The sequence below is a fragment of the Vibrio sp. 10N.247.311.14 genome, assembly GCF_041467715.1.
In the GTDB taxonomy this organism is placed as follows: Bacteria; Pseudomonadota; Gammaproteobacteria; order Enterobacterales; family Vibrionaceae; genus Vibrio; species Vibrio crassostreae_C.
This window is the reverse complement of the sequence record NZ_JBFSVE010000069.1, coordinates 1-24,774: the sequence shown is the minus strand read 5'-3', so window position 1 is coordinate 24,774 and position 24,774 is coordinate 1. Positions and strand designations below refer to the sequence as shown.

At 42.7% G+C, this 24,774-nt stretch carries 20 protein-coding genes and 2 pseudogenes; 7 read left to right on the top strand and 15 right to left on the bottom strand.

Annotated features, from left to right (window positions below; genetic code table 11):
- From AB6F11_RS19755 to AB6F11_RS19740, 4 genes are all read right to left on the bottom strand, one after another.
- Positions 1-950, bottom strand: a 950-nt coding sequence (locus tag AB6F11_RS19755; protein WP_372179651.1) for a reverse transcriptase domain-containing protein, incomplete at its 3' end; no start/stop codon positions are given.
- Between the two features lie 234 nt (positions 951-1,184).
- Positions 1,185-1,328, bottom strand: a complete 144-nt coding sequence (locus AB6F11_RS19750) for a hypothetical protein (RefSeq protein ID WP_170962378.1) — start codon at positions 1,326-1,328, stop codon at positions 1,185-1,187.
- Positions 1,329-1,848: 520 nt separating this feature from the next.
- Positions 1,849-3,228 carry a DEAD/DEAH box helicase gene (locus AB6F11_RS19745; protein WP_102420173.1) on the bottom strand — a complete coding sequence of 460 codons (1,380 nt, stop codon included), beginning with the start codon at positions 3,226-3,228 and terminating at the stop codon, positions 1,849-1,851.
- Positions 3,222-3,734, bottom strand: a complete 513-nt coding sequence (locus tag AB6F11_RS19740; protein WP_372130717.1) for a hypothetical protein — start codon at positions 3,732-3,734, stop codon at positions 3,222-3,224. The genes AB6F11_RS19745 and AB6F11_RS19740 overlap by 7 nt, the downstream gene beginning before the upstream one ends.
- 114 nt (positions 3,735-3,848) lie before the next feature.
- On the opposite strand from AB6F11_RS19740, the gene AB6F11_RS19735 reads away from it, so the two are divergent.
- A complete protein-coding gene (locus tag AB6F11_RS19735; RefSeq protein WP_048662950.1) occupies positions 3,849-4,169 on the top strand; it encodes a helix-turn-helix domain-containing protein in 321 nt (106 codons plus the stop codon).
- Positions 4,170-4,560: 391 nt separating this feature from the next.
- On the opposite strand, the gene AB6F11_RS19730 is transcribed toward AB6F11_RS19735, so the two are convergent.
- Complete coding sequence (locus tag AB6F11_RS19730; protein ID WP_133151314.1) at positions 4,561-5,109, bottom strand: hypothetical protein; 549 nt, start codon at positions 5,107-5,109, stop codon at positions 4,561-4,563.
- Between the two features lie 455 nt (positions 5,110-5,564).
- Here AB6F11_RS19730 and AB6F11_RS19725 point away from each other — a divergent pair, with 455 nt between their 5' ends.
- The 5 genes and pseudogenes from AB6F11_RS19725 to AB6F11_RS19705 form a co-directional block, all read left to right on the top strand.
- Positions 5,565-5,768, top strand: coding sequence for a pyrophosphatase (locus AB6F11_RS19725; protein WP_102420170.1), 204 nt, complete (start codon positions 5,565-5,567; stop codon positions 5,766-5,768).
- A gap of 250 nt (positions 5,769-6,018) precedes the next feature.
- Complete coding sequence (istA, locus tag AB6F11_RS19720) at positions 6,019-7,551, top strand: IS21 family transposase (RefSeq protein ID WP_017101221.1); 1,533 nt, start codon at positions 6,019-6,021, stop codon at positions 7,549-7,551.
- A gap of 11 nt (positions 7,552-7,562) precedes the next feature.
- On the top strand, positions 7,563-8,303 hold the full coding sequence (gene istB, locus AB6F11_RS19715) for an IS21-like element ISVch3 family helper ATPase IstB (protein ID WP_011988345.1): 741 nt from the start codon (positions 7,563-7,565) through the stop codon (positions 8,301-8,303).
- Positions 8,304-8,717: 414 nt separating this feature from the next.
- Positions 8,718-9,218 carry an outer membrane beta-barrel protein gene (locus tag AB6F11_RS19710; RefSeq protein ID WP_102420189.1) on the top strand — a complete coding sequence of 167 codons (501 nt, stop codon included), beginning with the start codon at positions 8,718-8,720 and terminating at the stop codon, positions 9,216-9,218.
- Between the two features lie 512 nt (positions 9,219-9,730).
- A pseudogene (locus tag AB6F11_RS19705) lies at positions 9,731-10,833 on the top strand (ISL3 family transposase); the annotation flags it as partial.
- A gap of 140 nt (positions 10,834-10,973) precedes the next feature.
- Here AB6F11_RS19705 and AB6F11_RS19700 read toward each other — a convergent pair.
- The 4 genes and pseudogenes from AB6F11_RS19700 to AB6F11_RS19685 form a co-directional block, all read right to left on the bottom strand.
- On the bottom strand, positions 10,974-11,504 hold the full coding sequence (locus AB6F11_RS19700) for a hypothetical protein (RefSeq protein ID WP_102420188.1): 531 nt from the start codon (positions 11,502-11,504) through the stop codon (positions 10,974-10,976).
- Positions 11,505-11,597: 93 nt separating this feature from the next.
- Positions 11,598-11,732 (bottom strand): annotated as a pseudogene (locus AB6F11_RS19695) (YbhB/YbcL family Raf kinase inhibitor-like protein); the annotation flags it as partial.
- A gap of 71 nt (positions 11,733-11,803) precedes the next feature.
- On the bottom strand, positions 11,804-11,899 hold the full coding sequence (locus AB6F11_RS19690) for a hypothetical protein (protein WP_261382846.1): 96 nt from the start codon (positions 11,897-11,899) through the stop codon (positions 11,804-11,806).
- Positions 11,887-12,045, bottom strand: coding sequence for a hypothetical protein (locus AB6F11_RS19685; protein WP_016793461.1), 159 nt, complete (start codon positions 12,043-12,045; stop codon positions 11,887-11,889). Before AB6F11_RS19685 ends, AB6F11_RS19690 begins: the two co-directional genes overlap by 13 nt.
- 315 nt (positions 12,046-12,360) lie before the next feature.
- Between AB6F11_RS19685 and AB6F11_RS19680 the strand changes: the two genes are divergently transcribed.
- The gene (locus AB6F11_RS19680; protein ID WP_102420187.1) at positions 12,361-13,875 is read left to right on the top strand and encodes an EAL domain-containing protein; all 1,515 of its coding nucleotides are present in this window, start codon (positions 12,361-12,363) and stop codon (positions 13,873-13,875) included.
- 370 nt (positions 13,876-14,245) lie between these two features.
- Here AB6F11_RS19680 and AB6F11_RS19675 read toward each other — a convergent pair whose 3' ends face one another.
- The 6 genes from AB6F11_RS19675 to AB6F11_RS19650 all read right to left on the bottom strand — a co-directional run bounded on the left by AB6F11_RS19675 (position 14,246) and on the right by AB6F11_RS19650 (position 24,162).
- The gene (locus tag AB6F11_RS19675) at positions 14,246-14,653 is read right to left on the bottom strand and encodes a hypothetical protein (protein WP_017088856.1); all 408 of its coding nucleotides are present in this window, start codon (positions 14,651-14,653) and stop codon (positions 14,246-14,248) included.
- Between the two features lie 2 nt (positions 14,654-14,655).
- A complete protein-coding gene (locus tag AB6F11_RS19670; protein ID WP_102420186.1) occupies positions 14,656-16,809 on the bottom strand; it encodes a site-specific integrase in 2,154 nt (717 codons plus the stop codon).
- 2 nt (positions 16,810-16,811) lie between these two features.
- Positions 16,812-18,551, bottom strand: coding sequence for a hypothetical protein (locus AB6F11_RS19665; protein WP_102420185.1), 1,740 nt, complete (start codon positions 18,549-18,551; stop codon positions 16,812-16,814).
- Positions 18,548-19,774, bottom strand: a complete 1,227-nt coding sequence (locus AB6F11_RS19660) for a site-specific integrase (RefSeq protein ID WP_102420184.1) — start codon at positions 19,772-19,774, stop codon at positions 18,548-18,550. The genes AB6F11_RS19665 and AB6F11_RS19660 overlap by 4 nt, the downstream gene beginning before the upstream one ends.
- Before the next feature lie 198 nt (positions 19,775-19,972).
- Positions 19,973-23,086: a vibriobactin export RND transporter permease subunit VexH gene (vexH, locus tag AB6F11_RS19655; protein ID WP_017062023.1), complete on the bottom strand. Its 3,114-nt coding sequence runs from the start codon at positions 23,084-23,086 to the stop codon at positions 19,973-19,975.
- The gene (locus AB6F11_RS19650) at positions 23,086-24,162 is read right to left on the bottom strand and encodes an efflux RND transporter periplasmic adaptor subunit (protein ID WP_102393841.1); all 1,077 of its coding nucleotides are present in this window, start codon (positions 24,160-24,162) and stop codon (positions 23,086-23,088) included. Before AB6F11_RS19650 ends, vexH begins: the two co-directional genes overlap by 1 nt.
- Positions 24,163-24,774: the final 612 nt, after the last annotated feature.

Genomic DNA, 24,774 nt, shown 5'->3' with positions numbered 1-24,774 from the left:
AATAACAGCGTGTTAGATTTGCTCGGTTTAATGAGCAATTTCCCTTTGTACTTCCTGTGATTGAAACCCAGAAAGTCAGCAATCAACGGTTTGATGTCGTTCACTAGCACTTCCTTTGAAGAGCAAGTGACCACGAAATCATCCGCGTAACCGATAAAGTTGGCCCTAGCGCCCTTTTTCAGGGCTGTAGATTTTATTTGTTGCTCTATTCCCGCGAGAGTCATTAGCATCAAGGTTGGAGAGATTATTCCACCTTGAGGTGTTCCCTCATCGGTATCATAGAACAGACCCTTATCCACATAGCCAGACTTTAACCATTGCTCTAACATACGTTTATCTACCGTGATATTGTTCATAAGCCATTGATGCCCGATTTTGTCGAAGCAAGCCTTAATATCTCCCTCAAGAACCCATTTCGCTGATCGCTTTAGAGCCAAACATTTGAAGCACTGACTGACAGCGTCAGCCGTGCTGCGATTTGGCCTAAAACCATAGCTATTGAGGTCGGCAAACGTTTCGGACACAGGCTCTAATGCTAGAAGGTGGAGGGCTTGTTGCGCTCTATCAATCATGCATGGAATACCCAATGGCCTGAGCTTGCCGTTCTTTTTGGGAATGTAGATACGTTTGAGTGGTTTTGCAGAGTAAGCCTTGCGACTCAGTTGATTGACTGCTTTCATACGGCGTGCATCTGTGTTCCAGGTGACACCGTCTATTCCAGGCGTTTTACTGCCTTTATTCTTAGAGACTCGCTTAACCGCAAGAAGCTTGGCTGAGCGAGAATGAGTCAAGAGCCACTGTAAGGACTTCACCTTACTGTGTTTCTTTTCTCTCGTTGCTTTTGCGATACGCATTTGAAGCTTCAATACGTGTGCTTCAACGGATTTCCAGTCGATGGACTGCCATTGAGCGCCGTCAGAAGATGCACTAATCTCTTTCGAGATCATCATTTGCTTTTCTCCTTGAATAAAGTTCTTCAAATTCTCTCGCAACGGGAGACCAGTCGGAAGTGGGCTCACTTTCGTGATCAGACACAGGTCTGTATCTACATCATTACAATGCAGCTTTCGCTTTTTCCGACCTCCTATACCTGCATCACTATCGGCCACAAAGGCTTTCCCAAAGGGAGTAATTCAGGCTTACCCTGTTCCGTATGTTACGTAAAATGTCAGCTTAGATGCCCACTATAGTGCGGAGAGTACGGCGACCACGAAAAAGTACTGTCCAACCTCTTTCCAACTCTCATTGCCTTTTGGCCACAGCGTATTAACCACTTCCGCTGCTTCATCACATAACGCACCTTGAATGGATTCACATACGTTCATCATACTGACTACCTAGCACTAACCCGAATTGTGGTTTTCAGGAGGAACGTCCTCTCACGATTATTTTCCCACTTAGCCAAACGGCCAAGTTTCGTTACATTGTCCGAGCCGCTGCTTTATTCAGGCTCGTAGGTTCATCTGGTGATACAGACGGTTCACTCATAAAGCGGTGAACAACGCTTCATACGACTTCAGGTTGCACGGACAATTATGAGTTACACGATTTCTTAATTTAGCTTCTAGCGGATTATCTGAAGTATTGCAAAGCCTCTAGTCAATTGACCAAATTCACTCACCCACTACACTTAAGAATAAAGATGTTATCTTCAGTAAAAGGATGATATTTGACTGGTAAGTTATGACGGCTTTGGACATTTTTGAGCTAGCAGGATTTACTAGCTCTTTCGGGCCAGGAGCAATTCAGAACTAACGTGTGGTATTAACGAGCCCCTAAGCTACGCCACCCAAAGTAAAAACGCTGAATTTTGATTGAGTTAAGCGGCTTGGTAAATAATAGGCCTACTCAAGAAGCCAAAAATGCCGATATTACCCGCTGTCTAAAAGCTCCGAGCCGAAGCTCATCAAACGCGCCAAGTGCGATATCAATATTATCAGTGTTCTTTGTTGTGCCATTCCATACCAGCTTAGAGCTAAGTCCTCCACGCTCTTCTAGCACCCCCTTTTCGCTCAGACGGTTGCGCTTAGTATCTGGCTCGGCTTCTGCAAAATTTTTCCATTTTGCATATATACACGACTCAGGAATATCGTGTTCAATCCTTTCTGCATAGTCAATCAAGCTTTGTTCAGCAAAGGTGAATAACCACGCTTGTTGATTTGTCACGCCGTTCACACGAAGAATTCGCCCGAGCACCTGTCTGAAGTACAATTCGGTTTTGACTGAACTCATGTGACAACACACTTGAAGGCGCGGAATATCGGTCCCCTCACTAATCATTCCAACGCTAACAATCCATTGAGTATCGCTTCGTCTATAACGTTCAATCTCTGCTAAAGGCTCTTCATGCCGATAGGTCACTATTGAGACCGATTGAGCATACTTTTCAGAAAGTACCTTTTTAATTGTTTGTGCGTGCTGAACTGATGCAGCAACAATTAACCCTCCAGCCGTCGGGGATCGAGAACGGATTTCTGCAAGCTTTTTGCAACCCAACCCAAGTAAGTACTCCATTGCATCTTCATTATGAATGATGCTTTGATATGAGGCCTTGGTCTGCTTAATCATTTCCAATATTGAAGTAAAAGACTCCACCTTCTCATCGTTCGTCACGGTCAAATGTTCATTATCAACCAAAACAATCTTAGGGGCTCTGCAAACCTTATCGCCGATTGCTTGTTTCAACGTGTATTGATAATCAACCAAAAGTATCCCGTCAGGATCGCTGTACTGTCCCAATACTATTGGCAAAGAGTCTGAACGCCACGGAGTCCCTGAAAGAGCAAGGGTATACGTTGCGAGTCCTTGAATCTTTGCAAGGACTTGTTGGCCCCAAACATTCGCATTTTCAATCTCTGTACCAGAGCAATGGTGTATCTCATCAAAGACCACAAAAACTCGATGATTTCTTAGCGTCAGCCAAAACTCCTCATTTAGAAATTGAATCGACTGATAAGTGAGAGATCGTCCAATAGAACCTAATCCACCATTAAAGGTACAATTAAGAATCTGTGAAAAGGTTTTCTTTATTCCGCTTGAAACCGTTAAAGAGGGAGAGAAACACAATACAAGATCGATCTTGTCCTCTTGCAGCAACTTTGAAGCGACCGTCGCAGCCAATACTGTTTTTCCTGCCCCTGGAGTTGCTTGGCAGAAGAAGTGCTGCTGGTTTGAGCTGTATTTCTGTAATGCCTTCTCTGAGCATTCTGTCTGCCATTGTCTTAGCACGACTGGTTGTCCTCACAAAGTGTTTTGAGAACACTTGTGAGTACATTCACTCTTCCTAATAACTGCGCTGAATGCTCTCTTGCTTGCTCAAGAAGTGGAAGCAACCTCGGCTCGAGTTCAGGAAAGCGGCTACAGAGAGATTGATACTCATTAATCTCCCCAAAAACAATCTCTAGCTCACCTTTGTGCTGATTGCGTTCGTGCCTTAATACCGAGTAATCAGACGAGGTGGAAAAAGTAACCTTAGTGTTGTCTGATACAGTATCGATTTGAAGACCTTTAAATAAGTCTGTTTGAAAGTATCGTTTCTGCCGCCCCGTCCCTTCAACTCGAAGCCAATTATTCTTCACCAAACGAAGGAGTTGTCGATAAACCTTACGACGAGCATCATCCGGATCAACATAGGAGTCATTAATCGAAACAAATGCATCTCTTAGCTCAACAACTAAAAAACCATCCATCTCTTTTTCAATCAATAGGTTGTGCATTTCATCACTGATTTTCAAAAAACGCTTCATGTACCGTATATACCACTAAAATACTAAGGATTGCTTAGTATACAGAAATCAGTAAAACTAAGAAAATCTTAGTTACCGTGAGATCAGAGACATGAAACTTAAGTGCCATTCGAAAACCCAATTCCAGTGCGGCTCAAAGAAGCCCGCAAAAAAGCAAACCTCTCTCAAAAAGCATTGGGAGTACGTATAGGTATGGATGAAAGCTCTGCTAGCCCTAGAATGAATCAATACGAGAAGGGTAAACACACCCCAGACGTACAAACCTTAAAGCTATTGGCAGATGAACTAGGTGTGCCTTTAAGTTACTTTTTCTGTGAAGATGCAAGCGCCGCAGAACTAGCATGTATTGTTTCTCAAATGACAGAGAGTGAGAGGAAAGAATTAATTTCATCATTGCTAGCCAAAAGTAAACGTGAAGTCTAGTTGCACTATCCAGACTTAGATTTGGTCTGCGGCCTGACTAAATAGGTGCTATTTAGGATCTTACTGTACTGCTTCTTGTTGACGGAGTTCAAAAGCGTAATTACCGAGTACGCCCACACCGAGTACGCCCACTCCCTAGCAAGAGTCTGGACAAAAACGAGTCTGGTTTTGTGCTAAATTAGGAAGCCTTGGAAAACTGTAGGTATGAAGAGGCTTAACTTAATATCCAACTATGATGGGGCGGATCAAGCCGTCCTTTTGTGCTCCCAAAATAAGAACACTACTTTGAGAAAAGCTAACAACAAGCAGTAAATTAAAATAAATGAGTAACTTTCAGCTGAATTAGTACATTTTAGCTTTGGAACTCAGAGGCTCTTCAACTAAACCTACCTCAACTATAACTGGTGATCGCCGCTTCTGTTGCCAATTTGAGCTTGGTTACTTTATCACTAGTCATCTCAAAGCTGCTTTCATATTTGTTCGTTGAAGCTATTCGAAGTTGGCGCTCGACAGACATAAGATCACCAATAGCTCTCCGTAACTTAGCTGCAGACATACGAACCTGTTTCATTATTTGCATCACTGATCCCCCTGAAACGATAACGGCACAACTCATGGCGTAGTACTTTGCATTGAGAATCATTTCAAACTCTCGGATACAACTATTAGCCACAAACAGCTCATCGATAGTTAAGTTGTCAAAGTAGCTATCAACATGCGCTGATCGCTTTATCTCACGGTAAACTTCCCTTAGCTTTTGGGTTTGATCATCTAGTTGATCAATAATAATATTCGCTAATTCATAGTTTTCATCTGATAGATAAAATTCGTTATTTTTATACTCCGAATCTGCTAGACGAAGTACCATAACTTTAGCAATGATACCGCTTATACTATCATTAGCACTGCCATCGAAGGCTGCCATAATTATTTTACTCATACCGTTTCTCTTGTTCAGTGTGACCTCAATAGCATTATAGGGATATGTTGGTAAAATGGTAAGCTTGGCTAATTCCTCTGACTTGCTGGTTATTGATCCCCTAGACTTCCAGTTCTCATCACTCTCAGCTACAAGAAGTTAGATTGGTGAATTAATGTCAGCGAAAAGAGCTAGCTTGCTCGAAAATATGCTTTGCTAAAGAAATTCCACATCGGCGCAATTCCACATCGTCACAATTCCACATCGTCGCTATCTAAGAAGCTTTTGGACATAAATGAGTTTCGAAGAACCAAGTATTAGCAAATCACGAATTAGCATAAGTATGGAAAGTCACTAAGCTCACTGTCCAGTATTGTTTTTACACAAATCTGACATTGATGAATGCCATAAGCTATCGATATAAACATCAATATATTGTATTATTATATCCGTATTTATACTTATTAGGATTTTCTATGTTGATTCACGAATTTTCGAATAAGGACGTTACCGCTGAGCATGTAATTTTAGCTCAAGCAATACTAGCAGGGACTGCTCAAGGTGATAAAAGTAAAGCACAGCGCTTTATGATTTTTGTAAATGAGATTCCAGATGCGCCGACTGTGCAAAACCTGATTCCACGCTTTAGTCAATTTATGAAGCTCTTTAAAGCCAGCTGACATTCAAAATACGTTACACATGCATATTTCGGAGCATTCCGATCAGTCATTTCGGGATTATCCGATCACCCATTTCGGTTTAAACCGATCACTGATTCCGCGATTATCCGATCACTTTTAGCCTAACTCCGAAATCGGTGATCGGAATAGCGAAAACCGCGATCGGAATGCCCGAAATCCTTCCTTTTTCTCTTTTAAATCAATAGCTCGCTATTCTTTACTTCTTAAACAAGAACGTAAGGAAGCGACAATGGCCAAAAAGAGAACTCCAATGAACAAAATCAAAGAGGTATTACGCCTTAAGTACGACTGCGGTCTCTCCAATCGTGGTATCGCTTCTTGCCTGAAACTCGGCCCGTCCACCATATCGGAACTCCTTACTCGCTTTAAACAAAGCCAACTTGGCTGGCCTCTACCCGAAAGTTGCAGCGATGCTGATCTCACGCAAGCGCTGTATCACGGCAAGAAAGCCAGTCGCGATAAAGTCATGCCAGACTTCACTCAATACGCAGTCGAACTCAGACGTAAAGGCATGACAAAGATGTTGTTGTGGCAGGAATACCATGAGCAATATCAAGAACAAGCTTACGCTTACACTCAGTTCTGCGAGCACTTCACTCGTTGGTTCAAAACTCAAAAGCGCAGCATGCGCCAGCTCCATGTGGCAGGTGACAAGCTGTTTATCGATTACTGTGGGCCTCGGCTTCAAGTGGTCAACCCTGATACAGGTGAAGTGCGCGAAGCAGAAGTGTTCGTGGCGACCTTAGGTGCGTCCAATTACACCTATGTTGAAGCCTTCCCGAGTCAAGGTAAGTCTTACTGGTTAGAGGCGCATGCCAATGCGTTCGAGCACTTCGGTGGTGTACCACAGCTCTTGGTTCCCGATAATCTACGTAGCGCGGTCACCAAAGCCAATCGTTATGAGCCGAGACTTAACGACAGTTATCAAAAACTGGCGAATCACTATCAAACCGCAGTGATGCCAGCTCGCCCTTACAAACCGAAAGACAAAGCCAAGGCAGAGAATGCCGTGCTCCTAGTGGAACGCTGGATCATGATGCGACTACGACATCAAACCTTCCATACCTTCAAAGAGCTGAACCTTGCCATCCGTGAGCTTATGAATGACTTAAACGAACGTGAGATGAAACAGTATGGTGCGAGCCGCAAAGCGCTGTTCGACAAACTCGATAAGCCAGCGTTAAAGCCGCTACCTAAGCAGCGATACCTCTATACCGAAACCAAGCGAGCCAAGGTTGGGCCTGATTATCACATAGAATATCGCCGCCACTACTACTCGGTGCCACATCAACTTGTTGGTCACCATGTCGAACTGGAAGCCTCCAACCGTCTGGTGCAGATCTACCATCAAGGTAACTTGGTAGCCCAGCATCCACGCAGCCAAAGAGAGCGCGGAAACAGCACCCAACCAGAGCACATGCCGAGTAATCATCAACATCAGAAGTGGTCGCCTGGGCGCCTGCTCAACTGGGGAGCCAATATCGGCCCAGCCACACGAGAAGTCATCAATAAGATGCTCTACTCCAAGCCTCATCCAGAGCAGTCGTATCGCTCCTGCCTTGGGCTGCTCAATCTGAGTAAAGCGCATGGCGAGTCGCGCTTAGAGCAAGCCTGTAAAGATGCGCTGATGCTGACAAAACCGAACTACACCTTCATCAACAATCTGCTGAAGAACAATCGTGAAGGACAACTGAGCAAAGACAACACGAGCACGCCGAACCTTGTTCATAGCAATGTCCGTGGCCCGAACTGTTATCACTAGGAGAAATACAAATGAACGCACTGAACGACCAACTCAAAACCCTCCGCTTGAGCCATGCAGTGAAAGCGTTAGAGCAGCAACAAGAACAACTGAGCACCTACGCAGAGCTGGACTTCGAGGAAAGGCTAAGCCTACTTCTGGAAAGTGAAATCTTGAATCGCAATCAGACAAAAATCCAACGCTTAAAACGGCAAGCCAAACTGAGAGTGGATGCTCAGCCGAGCCAACTCATCTACAAGGAGGGACGAAATCTCAATCGTAAACAGATGAGCGAACTTCTAACGGGCAGTTATCTACATAAGCACCAGAATATCTTGATCACAGGCCCAACAGGTGCTGGCAAAACGTATCTTGGCTGCGCACTGGCAACCAGTGCCTGCGACCAACAACACACGGTCAGATACTACCGATTAACTCGCCTGCTTGATGACCTGACCGCAGGTCGTCTGGACGGTAGCTATCAAAAGCAACTTCAATCGTTGGCTAAGAAAGCTCTACTAATCCTCGACGACTGGGGGATGGAAAAGCTAACCCAAGAGCATGCTGGTCACTTATTAGAAGTGCTTGAAGATCGTTACCAAAACAGCAGCACGATCGTCATCAGTCAGTTACCTGTAAAGGAGTGGTACAACATGATCGGTAACGCCACTGTCGCAGACGCTCTAATGGATCGGCTGGTACACAATAGTCATCGAATAGAACTAGGAGGTGAGTCGATGAGAAAACTGGCGCAATCCGATCACTTAGAGTAAAAATAGGAAGAGAGAAAAACGGCAGGATCAAGTGATCGGAATAAACCGAAACGAGCGATCGCAATCACCGAAATACGCATACACAGGGATGTGTAATTAAGATCACCAACTCCCCCCTAACCACTACCTACTTTTAAACTCTATCTGACCCTATGCTCGCTCTATATCTAGCCATTGTTGTCGGAGGACAATAGAGTTTGATCAATTTTAAAAACGTTTCTGGACAAAAGATAGTTAGTACTATTGCACTAAAATGACCAGGTTCGATTAGAAAAAGTATCTTGAAGCTTTAAATGCTTTATTCGGTGTATTTTGTACCAACGGAAACAATTTTGATAACTTAAATTGAAAAAATAAAACTTCATATGAACAGTGTTTTTTTATAGTGTGGATTCATTGTAAAGGAGTCAAAATATGAAAAAAATCACTCTATGGTCACTTGCTATAATCTGTTTACTGCCAGCTTTATCGTATGCTCAACCGATATCAAGTACCGCTGGCATCAGTTATGAGTTCAGCACCATCAAGGTTGGAAACACTAACACTCATGTTAATGGGCCGAGGTTTCAAGCTTCCGCTGAGCTGCCTTGGGGAAATATTAAAGGCGTAGCTGCGACGCTTTCAGATAATTCCGTAGATTATAGCTATTACACCCTAGCTGTAGAGAAACCAATACCAATCAAAACATCTAACTTCTATATCTCGCCGGAAGCCGGGATTACGTACGCTGATTACACTTATAACTCATATAGTAAATCTGATTTTGGCCCTGAAGTGGGGATGTCGATTGGCTACATCATAAATGAAAAGCTTCAAGTCCAAAGCAACTACAACCATTTATTTGCTATGAAATCTAGTCAAGTAAATTTAGAAGAAGATAGCGTTAGCTTAGGTGTTAAATACCGCTTCAATTAAATGAAAGACCTACCCATATTAACAGTAGGCCCAACTCGTCTAGACATAATGCCCTCCACGAAAGGTGGTCAAAAATTCCGAGCACTAATTTACGTCCGTTTTCGGCCTTAACTGGAACTGACCATCATTTGCTTAGCGGGGCCTTACCTATTGTAGTAGTCCACCAAATAATAGCTGATATCTCTTAGCCTGAGTTTGGGGCCGGTAACCTGTTACTGATACCCATTCGGTTTTTAGACTTATAAATACTTTTTCATAGGAGCATTATTCTAGTAGTTACCGCGACGGTCCCTATTTTAAGTTATGCGATATTGCCGAAGCCTTTGACCGTATTTACGACTGCTATATTGGCACTTGGGTGGACAAAATTTTGTTAGCGGTTTAATTAAATAGACGAGAAATAGATTAGTTTGAGGGCTCTTCTCCGCTTAGATGACTCTATAAATTAACAATAAAACCAGTAACATATTGAATTTATAATTACTTCCCGCCTTAGATCTTAGTGTTGTAGTTTGTCGCTATTATTTTCCGCTCTATTTAACTTTAAAGGCTAATCCGTACAGTCTGTAAGGCTCGAAGAGAGCTCACATTCAGTACTCGTCAAATGCAAGCGAGACAGATGCTGTAAAGTCTTTTACCCCGCGTACTGTTAGCCACTATATTCAACGTCGCCTGTCAGATTTACCTGCCAATGGTCGCCCTTGCGTTATAGAAATCGAATTGGCTGAGACAAGAGAGAGGCTCGGCCGAAGGTTGATTGAAGCCACTGATTTTGTTGATAAGGGTGGTCGTTATACCAAGAGATTTTGTCACTTTATTAATGGACTATGCCGCTATATTAGCATCCACGCCGTGTCTAAGCGTTTAGACATTCGCTGGGAAACCGTGAAAAACATCGATAAAGCATTTCTGTTATCTACCTTGCCCGCTTTAGAGCCTAAGAAGTTGACCAACCTTGTTTATATTGATGTTGATGAAGTCGCTAGAGCTAAAGGCCATGACTATATGACCGTTGTATATGATCTCGTTTCAGGGTACTTATCTGGGTTGCTCATGGACGGACTTCAAACGTGCTCATCAACTTTTTTGAATAATTATCACCACAAACGAAAGACGGCATCCAAGCGGTATCAATGGAGATGGGCCAATCTTACCAATCAACAGTGAGAAAGGCTCTTCCGAATAGCAGACATCGTTTTTGACCGGTTTCACGTTATGCAGAACTACTCTCTTCTGATAAGGATAGAGCGTAATAAAGCGTTTAGGAAAGGAACGCATGACGAAAAAAAATTCTTAAGGGGACGCTATTTTTACTCCTCAAAAATGCACCGAATTTAAGTGATAAGCAGTCAGATAAGCTGGATGATTTACTTGAAAGTAATAAGACTCTTTGTGCGATCTATATGCTCAAAGAGCAGCTGCAAGCCTTATGGGGTGAACGTACTTTTGACTTAATGATCGCAGAGCTTGATTCGTGGTGTCAACTTGCTAAAAGACGAGGATCTTATCTCTCATCAACTTTGCAGACGCGCTTTAGGAGAGAAGACTTGGGATCCGCAATTATGCAAACTATAGGCTGACGAATGCCCAAGTTGAAGCTGGAAAAGTATCCCTAATCTCATCTAAATTGGTAACTTAAACCCAACTCAATAACGTTCATATCTCCCGAAAGGTAATTCCAACTGACATCAGATACGATATTTCCAAATTGGAAGAGATTTACGCCAACACCAAGTTAGGGTTGGATTCTACTCTCTATTTCAACCGGCGAACCTGTTGATGTGATATCAAACCCACCGAGTCCAACAGACAAAAATGGTTAGAAAGATGGATCCCATAGCTGTGTAACTGTAGTTGATACCAAAGTGTTGGTAATCGATATCTGTGTTGCGGGTATTGCGCTCGAAGTGTCACTTTGTTTAACCGGCGATAGGTCAACTCAATTGAATGGTTAATATCGAAAGCATATCCCTGCGAGGCACCTATCGTAGCTACTTGATTATCTTTCAGTGTCCAGGCGTTATAGTCTAGCTCAGGCTTAACTTGAGCTATTCCTAGCTTGGCAGCAAGGTAGAAATGACCATGTTCAGCACCATTTTCTGAATGTGCTGATAAAGAAAACGGTAGGGTGGAAAGAACAATAATGACACTAATAGAAAGCTCCCTAAACTTGCGCGCTCCAATCAGTATTAAGAGATCCAAAATTGAAAGCACACCACTTCCATCAAAGACCTCATCCTCAAAGCTGTCATCTCCTATGAATGTTCTTTTAGATTTGGCAGCCATTTCTTATTAGCGCCTCCTGTAAAAGTTATCGTTTGTATAGTGCTTCTAATGTCACTGATTCGAGTGTTAACTCATTGACTAAGAAGCCAACTACTACGAAGATGCACCTTCTGGAATATCGACCGGTTTAGATAGCGCGTAAACGGTGAATTGATAGCGATGCGTTCGACCATTTAATGGACATGCTCCAGCAAAACTAGTAAAACCATAATCATTCTTATACTGGGTAGCTTCCTTTGGTTGCCAGCATCCGTCGGTAAGGTAGTCACGTCGCCGGGTAAGTTAACTACTTGTCAATGCTAGAAACCTGAACCCGTAGGTGCATCAGGGTCATAAGCTGTGACTACAAAGCTCTGTGTGCTTTCTGGTGTATTTGACCAACTTAATTGAGGTATTGTTTGCCAAATCCAGAGAAAGCTTGCTGGATGCTTAATTGTCTACCTTCTGAAATATCCTTACTGGACAAAGTAAAATCAGCCGCGAAAGCGCTTGAAGATACAACACCAAATAATGCAAAAGTTGTGATAAGTTTCTTAAACATGGTGTTCTCCTTTGCTATTTAACACAAGCTTAAGAAAAATGAGGTAACATCACTTCCTCACGACACTCAGGTTCTATCATAATTCGCTCAATTAAATTCATTTAAAACAAGAATGATAAATATAATCACGGGCAAGCAAACCTTAAGAAATAACTAGTCAAACGAAACCATGGTTCCAATGACCAACTATCTTGTATAGAGTAGAAAATTTAATAAGATAAAGAGTTGAATAGTGCCTGGCGGATTAGTGGATACTCATCTAAAAAAGCCGTTATGACCCAGTTTTTATGCTACATAATGCGGAGAATGAAGCTAATGTTGAAGAATTGGAAATTGATTATATTTTTCATTACGACTTCGACCCTTTTCAGTATGAGTTTCAGTGTTGTAAACAGTTATCTAGTAGAAAAGGCATTAAGCCGAGATGCCGAGTTATTACTCTTTGATTTCCATAAGTCGTTATTGAACGCCCATAATATTCTTAATAAACATGCCATATTAACTCGAGATAAATGTACACCCGAAGCTCTTAATGACTTAAGTTTAGATGTATACAACCACGTAAGTATAAGAATGCTCGGGGTAGCCGAAAATGAAGTGATTAAATGTGCAACCGAAGGGCCCAAACTTCACCTTTCACGATACTCGGTTCACAACGTTACTGACGATCTAAAATTAATGGCGGCCAAAGATACCTATGATTCTCGTGATGAGCTTTTGTTGGTCAAACAGCATAATACCGAGCAGCTTTTTGCCAGCCTAACCCCCTTTCTTATTGGACACTTAGAAGAGTCTAAGTGTTCTAACTGCATTGCATATAATATCGAAATTGAAGGTGACCCCGAGTTACGGTTCGAAAGCGAACCTATTGATTCGGTTTATGCGGTATCAAAAGTAAGCCGAAAAGAGGGTCCATTAAATATCACACTGCAACTCTCTTCAAATAAGCAATTCTATGATTCTTACTCCCAAGTCAGCATTCTAGGTACAGTGGTGGCTTCGTTAGTCCTCGCTACTTTGCTAACTATCTTTCTATATCACATCATTTCTTCGCGCCATTCCCTAGAGCATATACTGCAACAAGCCATTAGTAGCTCAGAATTTATCCCTTACTATCAGCCCATTGTGGATAGCCGAACAAATCAGATAGTTGGCGCCGAAGTCTTGGTGCGATGGCGTAAAGCCAATGGTTCTGTCATTCCCCCATACCAATTCATACCTTACGCTGAAGATAGCGGCCTTATCATACCCATAACAGATCAACTACTCGATAAAGTGATACAAGACATTATTACACTTGATTGGAGATCAGGTGAACAGTTTATGAGTATTAACATTGTTCCTGAGCATCTAGAGAACGAACAGTTCTATCACAAAGTTATTAGTCTTTGCGAGTCCTTTAGAATTAACGCAAAATCGGTAAGTCTAGAAATTACAGAGAGGTTAGAAATATCGGACCTAGAGCGTGCCAAATCCACATTAAAACACTTTTATCAATATGGCATAAACTTGAAGCTTGATGATGCTGGTACCGGCTATGGAGGCTTTTCTTATGTACAAGAACTTGGTATCGATACGCTAAAAATAGACAAAATGTTTGTCGATACTATTGAGACAACAGACGTCAAAACTAGTGTACTAGACGCCATTATTTCGTTTATTCAAACATCTAACTTAAAAGCTATAGCTGAAGGTGTAGAAACTAAAGAACAAGTGGAGTACCTCAAACAACGTGGTATCTATCAGATTCAAGGGTACATCTATGCCAAACCTATGCCTTTGGAACAGTTCCAACAATGGCTCTCCAACTTTAGTGAAACCTCAAGTTAAGCCATAGTGATTTTGCTAGATAAAACCAAAACAGAGGTCAATTCTCGTGAATGTCTACTGATCGCAATAAGGTTACTTAACCGTCCAATACATTTTCTCACAAAGTACTTTTGCAACTCACTAATACGTTTCAAATATTTGTTTTCTGCATTGCCGCCCAAATAGAGTCTTGCGAATACCAGTCATTAGTTTTTCTAAGGTAAACCAATGCAAGGGATGTGGATATTAGGTGTGGCTATAAATGACTTTGGGGCAGAAGCGTGTTAGCTAATTCGCTCATCCAGACCTGACATTACTCAAAACAGATCAGACTTTATTAAAACTGAGCAAAATTTATTGTCCGTCGACATTTGCCATTTCAGGCTTTTGATTACACCTTCAAATTCTTCACGCTCGTCGAATTTTTTCTAGTTTTGGTTTTGTAGCGATGTAACTCCCAAGTCATTTGAGCCACCTTATCAGCCATGACAACATGCTCCGACTCTAACTGCTCATTCTTAGTTTTGAGCCTTTCGTTTTGCTCCAACACTTCCTGATATTTATCCTTTGAAACCTGAGCTTTTGACTTATTTTCCTTCGCCTTAACCACACCTACTTTCTTTGGATCTGAAAGGTATTTTTCTTTTTCTTCAAGCACCCTCCCCAACAACTCAGCATGATTCTTCAAAGAGCCGTTAGACACTCCCGCACGTTTTTCGACAGCGAACGGACTAATCTTTTTCCCTTCCTTCAAAAGTGCTTTAAAAGCGTTCTCTAGCTTTACAGCTACCGCTGCCATGCTTATGCCTCTACTCTATATTTATCAAATTCAATGCCGTGATCTGACATCACCTTTTCAGCCGCCCTAATGTCACTAAGCTGAGTGGCTAAAGAGCTTTTATTAAACAAATTCATCTCTTTCATCTTTTCAATTTTAGTTATACAGCCCTCACGTCTTCTAACCCAATTCTCAGCTTCTCTTTTATTGACATTGAGGTTTTCACAATCTCGACCTACACACTTAGAAGACTCAAATAAGTGATTCATACTGCACGAGTCTCCTGCAAAGCAAGTACCAAAACCTGTTGATTTATTTGCGCCTTTTGTCTTACTGACCAGTTCATTAAACTCAGTAGAACTTTTCACTCCATCCCCCTCAAAGGATTGTATGTATCCACCTGACTGCTCCTCTGGGTGCTCAATAATATCCTTCATGTAATCATGATGTTGTGCATTATATTGCACTTCAATCTGCTTCTTGATTTCTGCTGGCTTTTTTATGCCCATGAGCGTCAAAACTTCTGAATGACTGGCATAAATGGCAGTCATAGATAGATTAATGTGCTTGAACTGGTGTTTTAATGATGCGAGTGATACCAAACCATGCCCAACAACAAAATGGGCAAATGTTCGTCTTAATGAGTGAGTTGAAAAGTGCCAGTACAATTCTCCACTACCATTCTCTTTGATAGGGTAATATATCTTTGGCACGACAGGATTTAATAGGTTATACAGTTCATCCATTTCATCTGGAATATAACGAATATCAAGGTGTTTACCATAAAACCCCCATAGACCCCTAATGTTAACAGTATTCAATACTGTATCCTTTAGCTGGCGCTTTATATTGTCACCCCTGCCAACTGAGCCATCAAATTTAAACCGAGGCGTGAGGTGAATATCCCCCGATTCTGAGCGATAGTGGTCATTGAGTACAGATAACACCAACAATGCTTTTTCACAAATTGGTGCACACGCCCACGTATCCTCACGCGCCAGTTTTTCTAGCTTATTCGTCCATGACCGCATCGTACACAGTGTTATGCCATCAATATCGACCTCTTGGTATGAGGTACTGTCAATTTGTGTTAGTTCACTGTTTCTCATGCCTGTAAATGCTGAACACGCCCCAAAACATGCGCCTCGAATAACGTTAAACGCATTCACTGCCTGCCGTTCTGTAATGCCATTGCTTTTTGCATATTCCTTTACGTCCAACAACGGATTCTCTTTATTATAAGCTTCTAGTACCGAGCGATGCGCTTGATTGCGATAAATCGCTTCAACCCCATCCTTTGCTTTTTCCATAAAATCATTAACGAGTTCACTTTCTGAGAGCTTGTTGAGTTGAGCCTTTTCTTTAATATCAACGCCAGCCGTCATCTCCTGATATAGCGCTTTTACTTCGGCGCCACTATCAATACTTGCCACCAATGCGTTGTATTCACTCTCAACATCACCATCAAAATCACGGCCATTTAAGAACTCTGTATACGCTGATTCCACGTCATTAATGATACGAGATAAATATTGCTCATAAATCACTGGAATTACTGTGGGGTGGTGCCCTTTGCCAGAGCCAGCAATTTTCTTTGCTAGACTTCTGGCTGTTTGCCCCTCTTGGTATGGGATTTGAAAGCGATGAGGTTCTGGAAAATACTGATTAACTTGTGTTAAGACACTCAAAGCATCGAGCTTAAGTACAATTATTTTCTCTGCTTGGCCTTTCAATGATTCGACCAATTGCGAAAAAACAATTTCACTGTTCAAGTAGCCAAAAGAGTCAATACTTGTGTCAAAAAACATTCTTAATGTGAGTTCAGTCTTACGTTGTACCAACAATAAGCTCTCAATTTTACGAAAAGTATCAGCACCTTCAACGCTTAATAATGCCCCTTTACCTCCCCATATTAACCAATACATTCTTTGTTTGAGCTCAATAAGTAGTTTGGGGTTATGTTTGGCACTTTGAAACGCTAGTTTGTACTGTGACTCAGATGCCTTTGTGGTATTAAATAAATCATTGAAATCCCACACATCATCCTCAAAGTAAGAGGCTGGGCTACCATCTTTGTTCACACTTACCACGGTACGGTTCGTCGGCATAGGGTAGTTTGTAGTGGTTGGTAACGAATACTTGTCAAATAAAGCGTGGTCGTGACTAATACTGAACATAGTTACCCCTTAAAGACATCTGAAATGGAATCTTCATCCCACAGAGGATGACACCCTTGACGTTTGAGGTAGGCTTCTGCGGCCTTTAGGTTGCGTTTTTTAAAGCGTTTTTTGATTTCCACGATGGAAGATTGAACGTCACTGAAGTTTTTAATGAAATGCGTTAAATTTTTATGAGCAATTAACGCCTCTTTGAACCTCAGTTCAAATGAAAGAAAACGCCAAATATCATGAACTTCGTCGACAACGGCGAAGTTACGACACATAAAGCATTTAATGACATACCCACATCCCAAATCCTTTACATCGTCTTCTTCTAACAACCCTACATCCAAATTCGTCTTTTGGAATTCACGTTTCTGAGGTGTGTCCTCACCCTTACAGATACCACCATTGGATACATCATCAACAGTGTGCTTAGAGGCTGTTCTAAGTGCATCAGCCTCTTCAACTGATAAAACCTCACAATACTTAGCTTTTGTCTTTGCAATAGCGACCGTAGCGCCACCTGTCGGGTTCTGAGCATAAGCGTATAATGTCGCTCCGCCTACCGCCAGCTCTCTCCTTGCGATGGCCTTGGAGTTCTTGCCATATTCCGAATTATTCCAAGTGCTTTCTGATTGGTTGCGTGAGCTTTCCATTGCTCCCATCCGACCGTATTGACTCTCGGCATACTGTTTAATCGAGGACTTTAACCGCATACAGCTCAATTTAAAGTTTGGGTTGCTCGATACGGCCAACTTTAACGTTGTAGAGCGCTCCATCAATCCTTTAACGTAGTACCGCAAGTTCATGTGATTAGGTGTTTCACCGCTTCTGCGAACAAACAAGTAATGTTTATCCAACTTTAAATCTTCAGCGTTAAGTTTTGATAGCTGAATGTGTTCTTCAAAAAAGGTTTTTGATGCAGCCCTAGGAGTAAATGAACGCGTTTCTTCTTTGTAACCACGAGTTTTTAAGCCCTTAACGGAGATGCGGTTCCCACCGATGTTATCGACTTTCCATTCATCTTCTAACACGAAGGTATTTAGCGCCTCTGCCGGACCTACCGCCGTGTAATAGATGTATAGAAATACGGCATTATTTATTAAGCTATCAAACGCCAACCTTCTTTGATAATCGCTAATAGATTCGTCCAGATAACGCTTATTGAGCGCTTTTCTATCGGATAAAAGAGCGCGACCTATTTTCTTTAACTCTTTTTGGGTGTAGTTGTTCGAATCAAGAGAAGCAGAGTTAGTGTCAAGGTTTCGAAGTGCCTTGGGAATTGCGCCCAAACCAAATTTCTTGAGCATAGAGCTGTATTTCGATGCCTCCCACCCGAGGGTTTTGGCCTTTTTAGGTCTACCACGCAACCCAACACCCATTGTTCTTATTGAAAACCACTGCGCTTGAATGTAGGTACTGGCAGATTCAGGGGATAACTCAACCTTTTGCTTTCCTTTCTTCTCATTAAAGGCGTGCGACAATATGGCTTTTATGTCTGTAAAATATACCACTTTTCCAGACTCAGCCCACCCAGACTGGTCAAACTTAGAGATAAGAAAACGAACATGCTTCTTGGTGCTGTATTGCAGTAACTCTTCAAAATTACAGTTAGAATTAGTGCCGTTGCCATTTTTCCACACATACTTCCATTGATGAATCGTTGCTAACGGGTTGTCCGATTGCATTTCATCCGTTGGGATAGAGCGATAAATGCGAGCATTTTCTGGCTTGTTAACATCTATTTTATCGGTCATAAAATGTCAGCCTCATCCAGTAAGTTCATCATTAATTCAGGCACTTGATTCTTAGTTGGATTGCCTTCCCAATGCGTTAAATAGTGCATGGTGACACTTAAATCTTTATGACCCGCTTCATCTTTGAGTAACTTCAATGCTTGGGAGGTTGTGATGTCATCCATGTTAACCAAAAGCTCAAACTTATTGGCGAGAAAAGTGACTCTTGTATCATGAAAAATATGGTCAAAATGCGGATTACTGTTCTCTTTTATCGCACTTCGCAATTTACTCCAGAGGGCGTCGATTGAGTTTGATTTTTCGTTTTCTTCTTTAAATCTATTACCTTCTTTAGTGATGAAAATAGGGGCATCTTCATCACCTGTATTGTAAAAATACAACCTAGCACGCTCCTTATATCGCTCACTTTCACAGTATTTAGATAACTGCTCCATTAACCACACTGGCATTGAAATCACTCGGTTTGTACCAAACTTAGTTCGGCAACCGTGAGAATTACCAATCTTAATGTTGGTGAACGTTTTACCCCTAAACCCCTTGGGCACTTTCACATGGCGAGGTTTTAAGTCAGCAACCTCTATTGCTCTTAATCCTGAGTTGATAGCAGTTGCAACGAGTAACCTAAACTCACCTGAAACCCCTGCACGATGCCAGTTGTCTCTTATATGCTGAATATCCATGTCATTCATTGGTGTTAACGTGGTTTCCTGCTTCGGGCTGGTAATGGTTATGTCTGTAAGCATCTGGCCATATTTGGTGTAACCAGTTACTTCAAAAGGGAGGTTTTCAACATAACCATGTCGCAGACAAAACACATAGAATCTTCTAATTACGGACAAGGTTGTTGAACCTACACTGCGCCTCATATTGCCGCTGTCAATTTGCTTATTTAAGTAAGCTCGGAACAGGTAAATGGGATAACGTTCAAGCTCTTGATTTTCGTCATTCCAGTTGAGATTGTTCTTCCCTAGAAACCTAAAGAAACGAAGTAAAGCATAAGAGGTAGGTTCAGTGTTCTTTATACCTTCAACGATACGACGACTCAGAATATAAGCGTTAGCATAAAACTCAGGCTCACCCTCTGAGGTAAACAGTAATTTCACACCATCGAAACGCATAGGTTTGTGAATAGAGAAATCAGGTTTATCTCCTGAGATATCTTCTTCAATATCCCCAATCTCTACCTCTTTACTTGTTGCAATGAGATGGTAATAGTGATCCATAACAGCCCCTTTAAAGTTAATCTAACTTTAGGTTAGACTAACAATCTAATAAATTCAATTAAAAAGGGAGTGACTATTACTCCCTCACAACAACTTATTAGATATGTTGGCTGTAAAAAAGCCTGCCATTCGCTAGGAGCAAACGCAGGCTTTTCAATATTGTTACACTATTCCGTGTTCATTAATCGTGCGTGTTCATTAACCGTGAGAGGTTCTTCCCACGTTGTCATGGCTAAGCTCTTTATTAAGTTCCGCTTCCACGTGACCCGGAGAGCGTGTTGATCCTGAAATCAGTCGGTACATCGCAGGGATAACGAACAGAGTTACCAATGTCGCGAAGCCCATACCGAAGAAGATAACCGTACCCACAGCCACTCGGCTTTCATAGCCTGCGCCCGTTGAAGTAATCAATGGAATTGCACCAGCCAGCGTCGTGAATGCCGTCATCATGATTGGACGTAAGCGTCGAGCAGAAGCATCAATGATCGCCTTTTCAAACTCAATACCACGGTCACGAAGTTGGTTAGCAAACTCTACGATCAAGATACCGTTTTTGGTTACCATACCGATCAACATGATCATACCAATCTGGCTGTAGACGTTGAGCCCTTGACTCATGAGCACCAAGCCTAAGAAGCCACCGAAGATACCCATAGGTACGGTGAACATCACCACCAGCGGGTTAATGAAGCTTTCAAACTGCGCGGCCAGTACCAAGTATGCGACCAGCATCGCTAGCGCAAACACCACTAGGATACTTGATTGGTTCTCTTTAAAGTCTTTTGACTCGCCAGAGTAGCTCACTGAAATATCACCCGGTAGCTGTTCAATCGCTTGTTCATCAAGGAAATCGAGCGCGTCACCCAGCGTGTAACCTTCCATTAGGTTCGCTTTAATGGTCACCGATTTCTGCTTGTTGTAGTGCGACAAACGAATCGATGAAGCCACTTCTTCAATGTGCGTCAGCGTATCAAGTGTAACCAGCTCACCAGACTGAGTTCGCATGTAGATTTGGCTTAGATCGTTCGCGTTGTTGAAGCTGTTTTCATCACCACGCAGATACACGTCGTACTCTTCACCACGGTCAACGAAGGTCGTTTCACTGCGGCCGCCAAGCATGATTTCTAACGTATCTGAAATGTCTGAAACGCTAACACCTAGCTCTGCTGCACGCTGCTTATCTACGGTTACCAATAGCTCTGGTGTTTTCTCAGAGTAATCGATGTCCGCGCCTTCCATCATTGGAGAATCTTCAGCCGCTTGCTTTAAGAGCTCTGCCCACTTCTGAAGTTCAGAGTAATCAGAACCACCAAGTACGAATTGAACAGGCTCACTTGAACCACCTTTGAAGCCCGGCATGAACGGGAATACACGCACATCTGGAATGCCGTTCAACGATTTACGAACTTCGTTCAACGCTTCTTGTGCGGTAACGTCACGCTCATCCCAGTCTTCTAGGATCATGATTACGAAGCCCGTTTGGTCACCCGCATTACCACCAAACGCTGGTGATTGAATACTGAATGACTTCAAGAAGCCCTGACCAAGCAATGGCATTAAGCGTTCTTCAACGATGTCCATGTTGGCAGACATACGGTTGTAACTGGTTGCATCGGCACCACGAACAAACGCAAATATAACACCACGGTCTTCTTGTGGCGTCAGTTGCGACGGCACTTGTTGCATCAAGCCATAACTACCGCCCATACACGCGATAATGATGATTGGAGCGGCCCAACGCCAGTTAAGAGCACGGCGCAATACCGCGCGGTATCCAGACTCAAGCTTGCCAAATACGCGCTCGACAAACAAATTGAAACGGTTTGGTTTAACGTTCGCTTTAAGGATCTTACTGCCTAGCACTGGCGTTAGCGTTAATGCGACTAGCGACGAGAAGATCACCGACATCGCAAGCAATACAGAAAACTCGGTAAACAATAGGCCAACCATGCCGTCCATGAACGAGATTGGTAGGAATACCATTACCAATACAAGCGTTGTTGCGATTACCGCGAAGCCTACTTCACGAGTACCTTTATAGGCCGCAAGCAGCGGTGACTCACCACGTTCAATATGGTGGAAAATGTTCTCAACCACCACGATCGCATCATCTACCACCAAACCAATCGACAGGATAAGTGCCATCAAGGTAATCAGGTTGATAGAGAAACCGAAGTAGTACGCGGCAATAAACGACGAGATCAGAGATACAGGTACGGTTACCGCTGGAATAAGTGTTGCACGTGCTTGACCAATAAAGATGTAAAGCACAAGGATAACCAAGCCACCCGTGATAAAGAGTGTGCTGTATACCTCTGAGATTGAACGGTCAATAAAGACTGTTGAGTCATAATCGACAGCTAAACGAGTACCGTCTGGCAAGAACTTTTGAATTGCTTCGACTTCTTTATGGACTAAGTCAGCCACCTCAAGTGGGTTCGCATCTGACTGAGGCACGATACCCATACTTACGTTAACAACGCCGTCACTCTTAAAGGTCGAGTTCTCGTTTTCTGCGCCAATGTAAACATCCGCTACGTCTTTCAAGTAGATAGGTGTGTTATCAGAGGCACGTTTAACGACTAGATATTCGAAATCTTCCGCTTCAGTGTAAGAACGAGCAGTACGAACCGACATCACAATCGCATCGTTACGTACTTCACCACCTGGGCTTTCAATGTTCTCACTGTTCAGAGCAGAAGTGATGTCCGAGGTAGTAACACCACGACCCGCCATCTGCGCAGGTTTCAGCTTGACGTACATTACTTTGTACAAGCCACCTGAGATATCCACCGAGCTCACGCCAGAAATCAAACTAAAGCGGTCAATCAACACACGTTCGGTGTAGTCGGTTAACTGCGTTCGGTCCATCTCTGTCGAACTTAAGTTGATGTAGACCGAAGCTTCACCACTACCATTGTTCTTATAAACAATTGGGTCGTCGGCTTCATCGGGCAATGAACGCTGCGCACGAGCTACAGCATCACGAACATCACTCACACCGGTATTGAGGTCGTAACCAAGCTCAAAAGTAATCGTGATACGCGACATACCGTTACGCGTTGTGGATTCGATCTCATCGATACCACTGATGCCGGATAACTGGTCTTCAAGGTTGGAGGTTATTTGGCTTTCAATGATGGTGGCAGACGCACCCTCATAACGAGTACTGATCGATACTACCGGGCTTTCAATATCTGGCATCTCACGAACCGCGAGCTTATTGAAAGAGACAATACCAAACACAACCAATAGTAGGCTCAATACGACGGCCGCTACTGGTCTCTTTACAGAAACATCAGATAACAACATTAGTTAGCGCCTTCTTGTGCTTTTTTATCACTTGCTGCATCAGCTGGGCGATTAACGGCAAGCTCTTGAACCAAGACGCCGTCACGCATGTTCACGATACCTTGCACCACGATCTTCTGGCCAATTTCGATGCCTTTGTCGATCACGACTTCGTTATCGATACGTGCCCCAAGGAAAACTTCTGTACGAGTTGCTTTATTATCTTCGTCGATAACATAAACGAAACGCTTCGTACCTGAATACTCAAGCGCTTGAACTGGAATGATTGGCGCTTCCACTGGTGGGAAGTCCATATCCGCCGCCACTAACATACCTGGCTTTAGATAATCATTATTGTTGTCGAAGTGGATTCGAACTCGAAGGTTCAAGGTTTCAGCGTTAATACGAGAATCAATGCCTACTACAGTACCAGTGAACTGAGTGTCGCCCCATGCGCTAGTGCGAGCCGTTACTTTCATACCTTTAGACAGTTTAGAAAGGTAGCGCTCCGGGATCTGCAGATCTAATTGCATTACCGATAGGTCATCTAAGGTCACGAGTTCAGTACCTGCTGTCACCATTTTACCGCGGCTAAAGTCGATAAAACCAACAGTGCCCGAGAATGGCGCGCTGATGTGAAGATCTTTCAGATTGGCATTTGCAGCAGCTAAACGAGCGTTGGCAATCTCTACGTTCGTTTTCTGAGCGTCAATTTCAGTTTGCGTGATCGCGTTACGTTTCACTAGGCGTTGAAATTCCGCTAGCTTACGTTGCTCGTCTTTTAGATAAGCTTGCGCTTCTGCAACTGCCGCTTTTGCTTTGTCATCGTCGAGTTGAACCAACATCTGCCCTTTAGTGACATCTTGATTGGCTTTAATGTTGATAGAGTCCACTCTGCCAGCCACTTCAGAAGTGATCATTACCGATTGCTCGGCTTCTAGCTTACCGACCAAAGAAAGAGATTGGCTAACTTGGTGAATATCAACTTGCTCAGTAACAACAGTGACAGTGCTTGGGCCCATACGTTTAGCGAGTACGGCTGGAGACGCCATAAGAATAGACAAGCTAAGCAGGGTTAAAACAGATTTACGCTTCATAATAATGGTCTGCAAGTAAGTTTATACCAATCACAGTGAGTAAGTGGTCAGAAATAGCGTAGGGAAAAGGCTTGAGAACAAGGCAGCTCTTTTCAACAGATAGTTTCGATAAGTAGTTATTCTACAATCAAAATATCTGACGCTGTTCTCGAGCATTTTAGCAAGCTAGAATGACAAGTTACTTACTACGATAGGTATTATTATCTATAAATGAAATTAACCGTATTCTATCAACTGATGAATGCTGTAACGTCAAGAAGTGTAAATCTAGATTAAATTCCATTTACGTTTCATCACGTTTTAGACACATTGAACACAATACAGAAAGCCTGTCACCTCAAGGTGTTACCTATCAGTACGTAAACCTTAGTACAGATGTTCACTTCACGAGCAATATGCGTACTTTTCGCCATCTTTGCCCAAAAAGGCAGCATTTAACACAAAACCATAAGAAAAACCCTTTACAGGTTTAGCGTGTTTGCTATGATGCGCTCCGCACTTGAGAGATGCGTTGGGAAAAACATCTCTTTAGCCTATCCATTATGAGTTAGGAAAAAACACCCTGGAGGGGTTCCCGAGTGGCCAAAGGGAGCAGACTGTAAATCTGCCGGC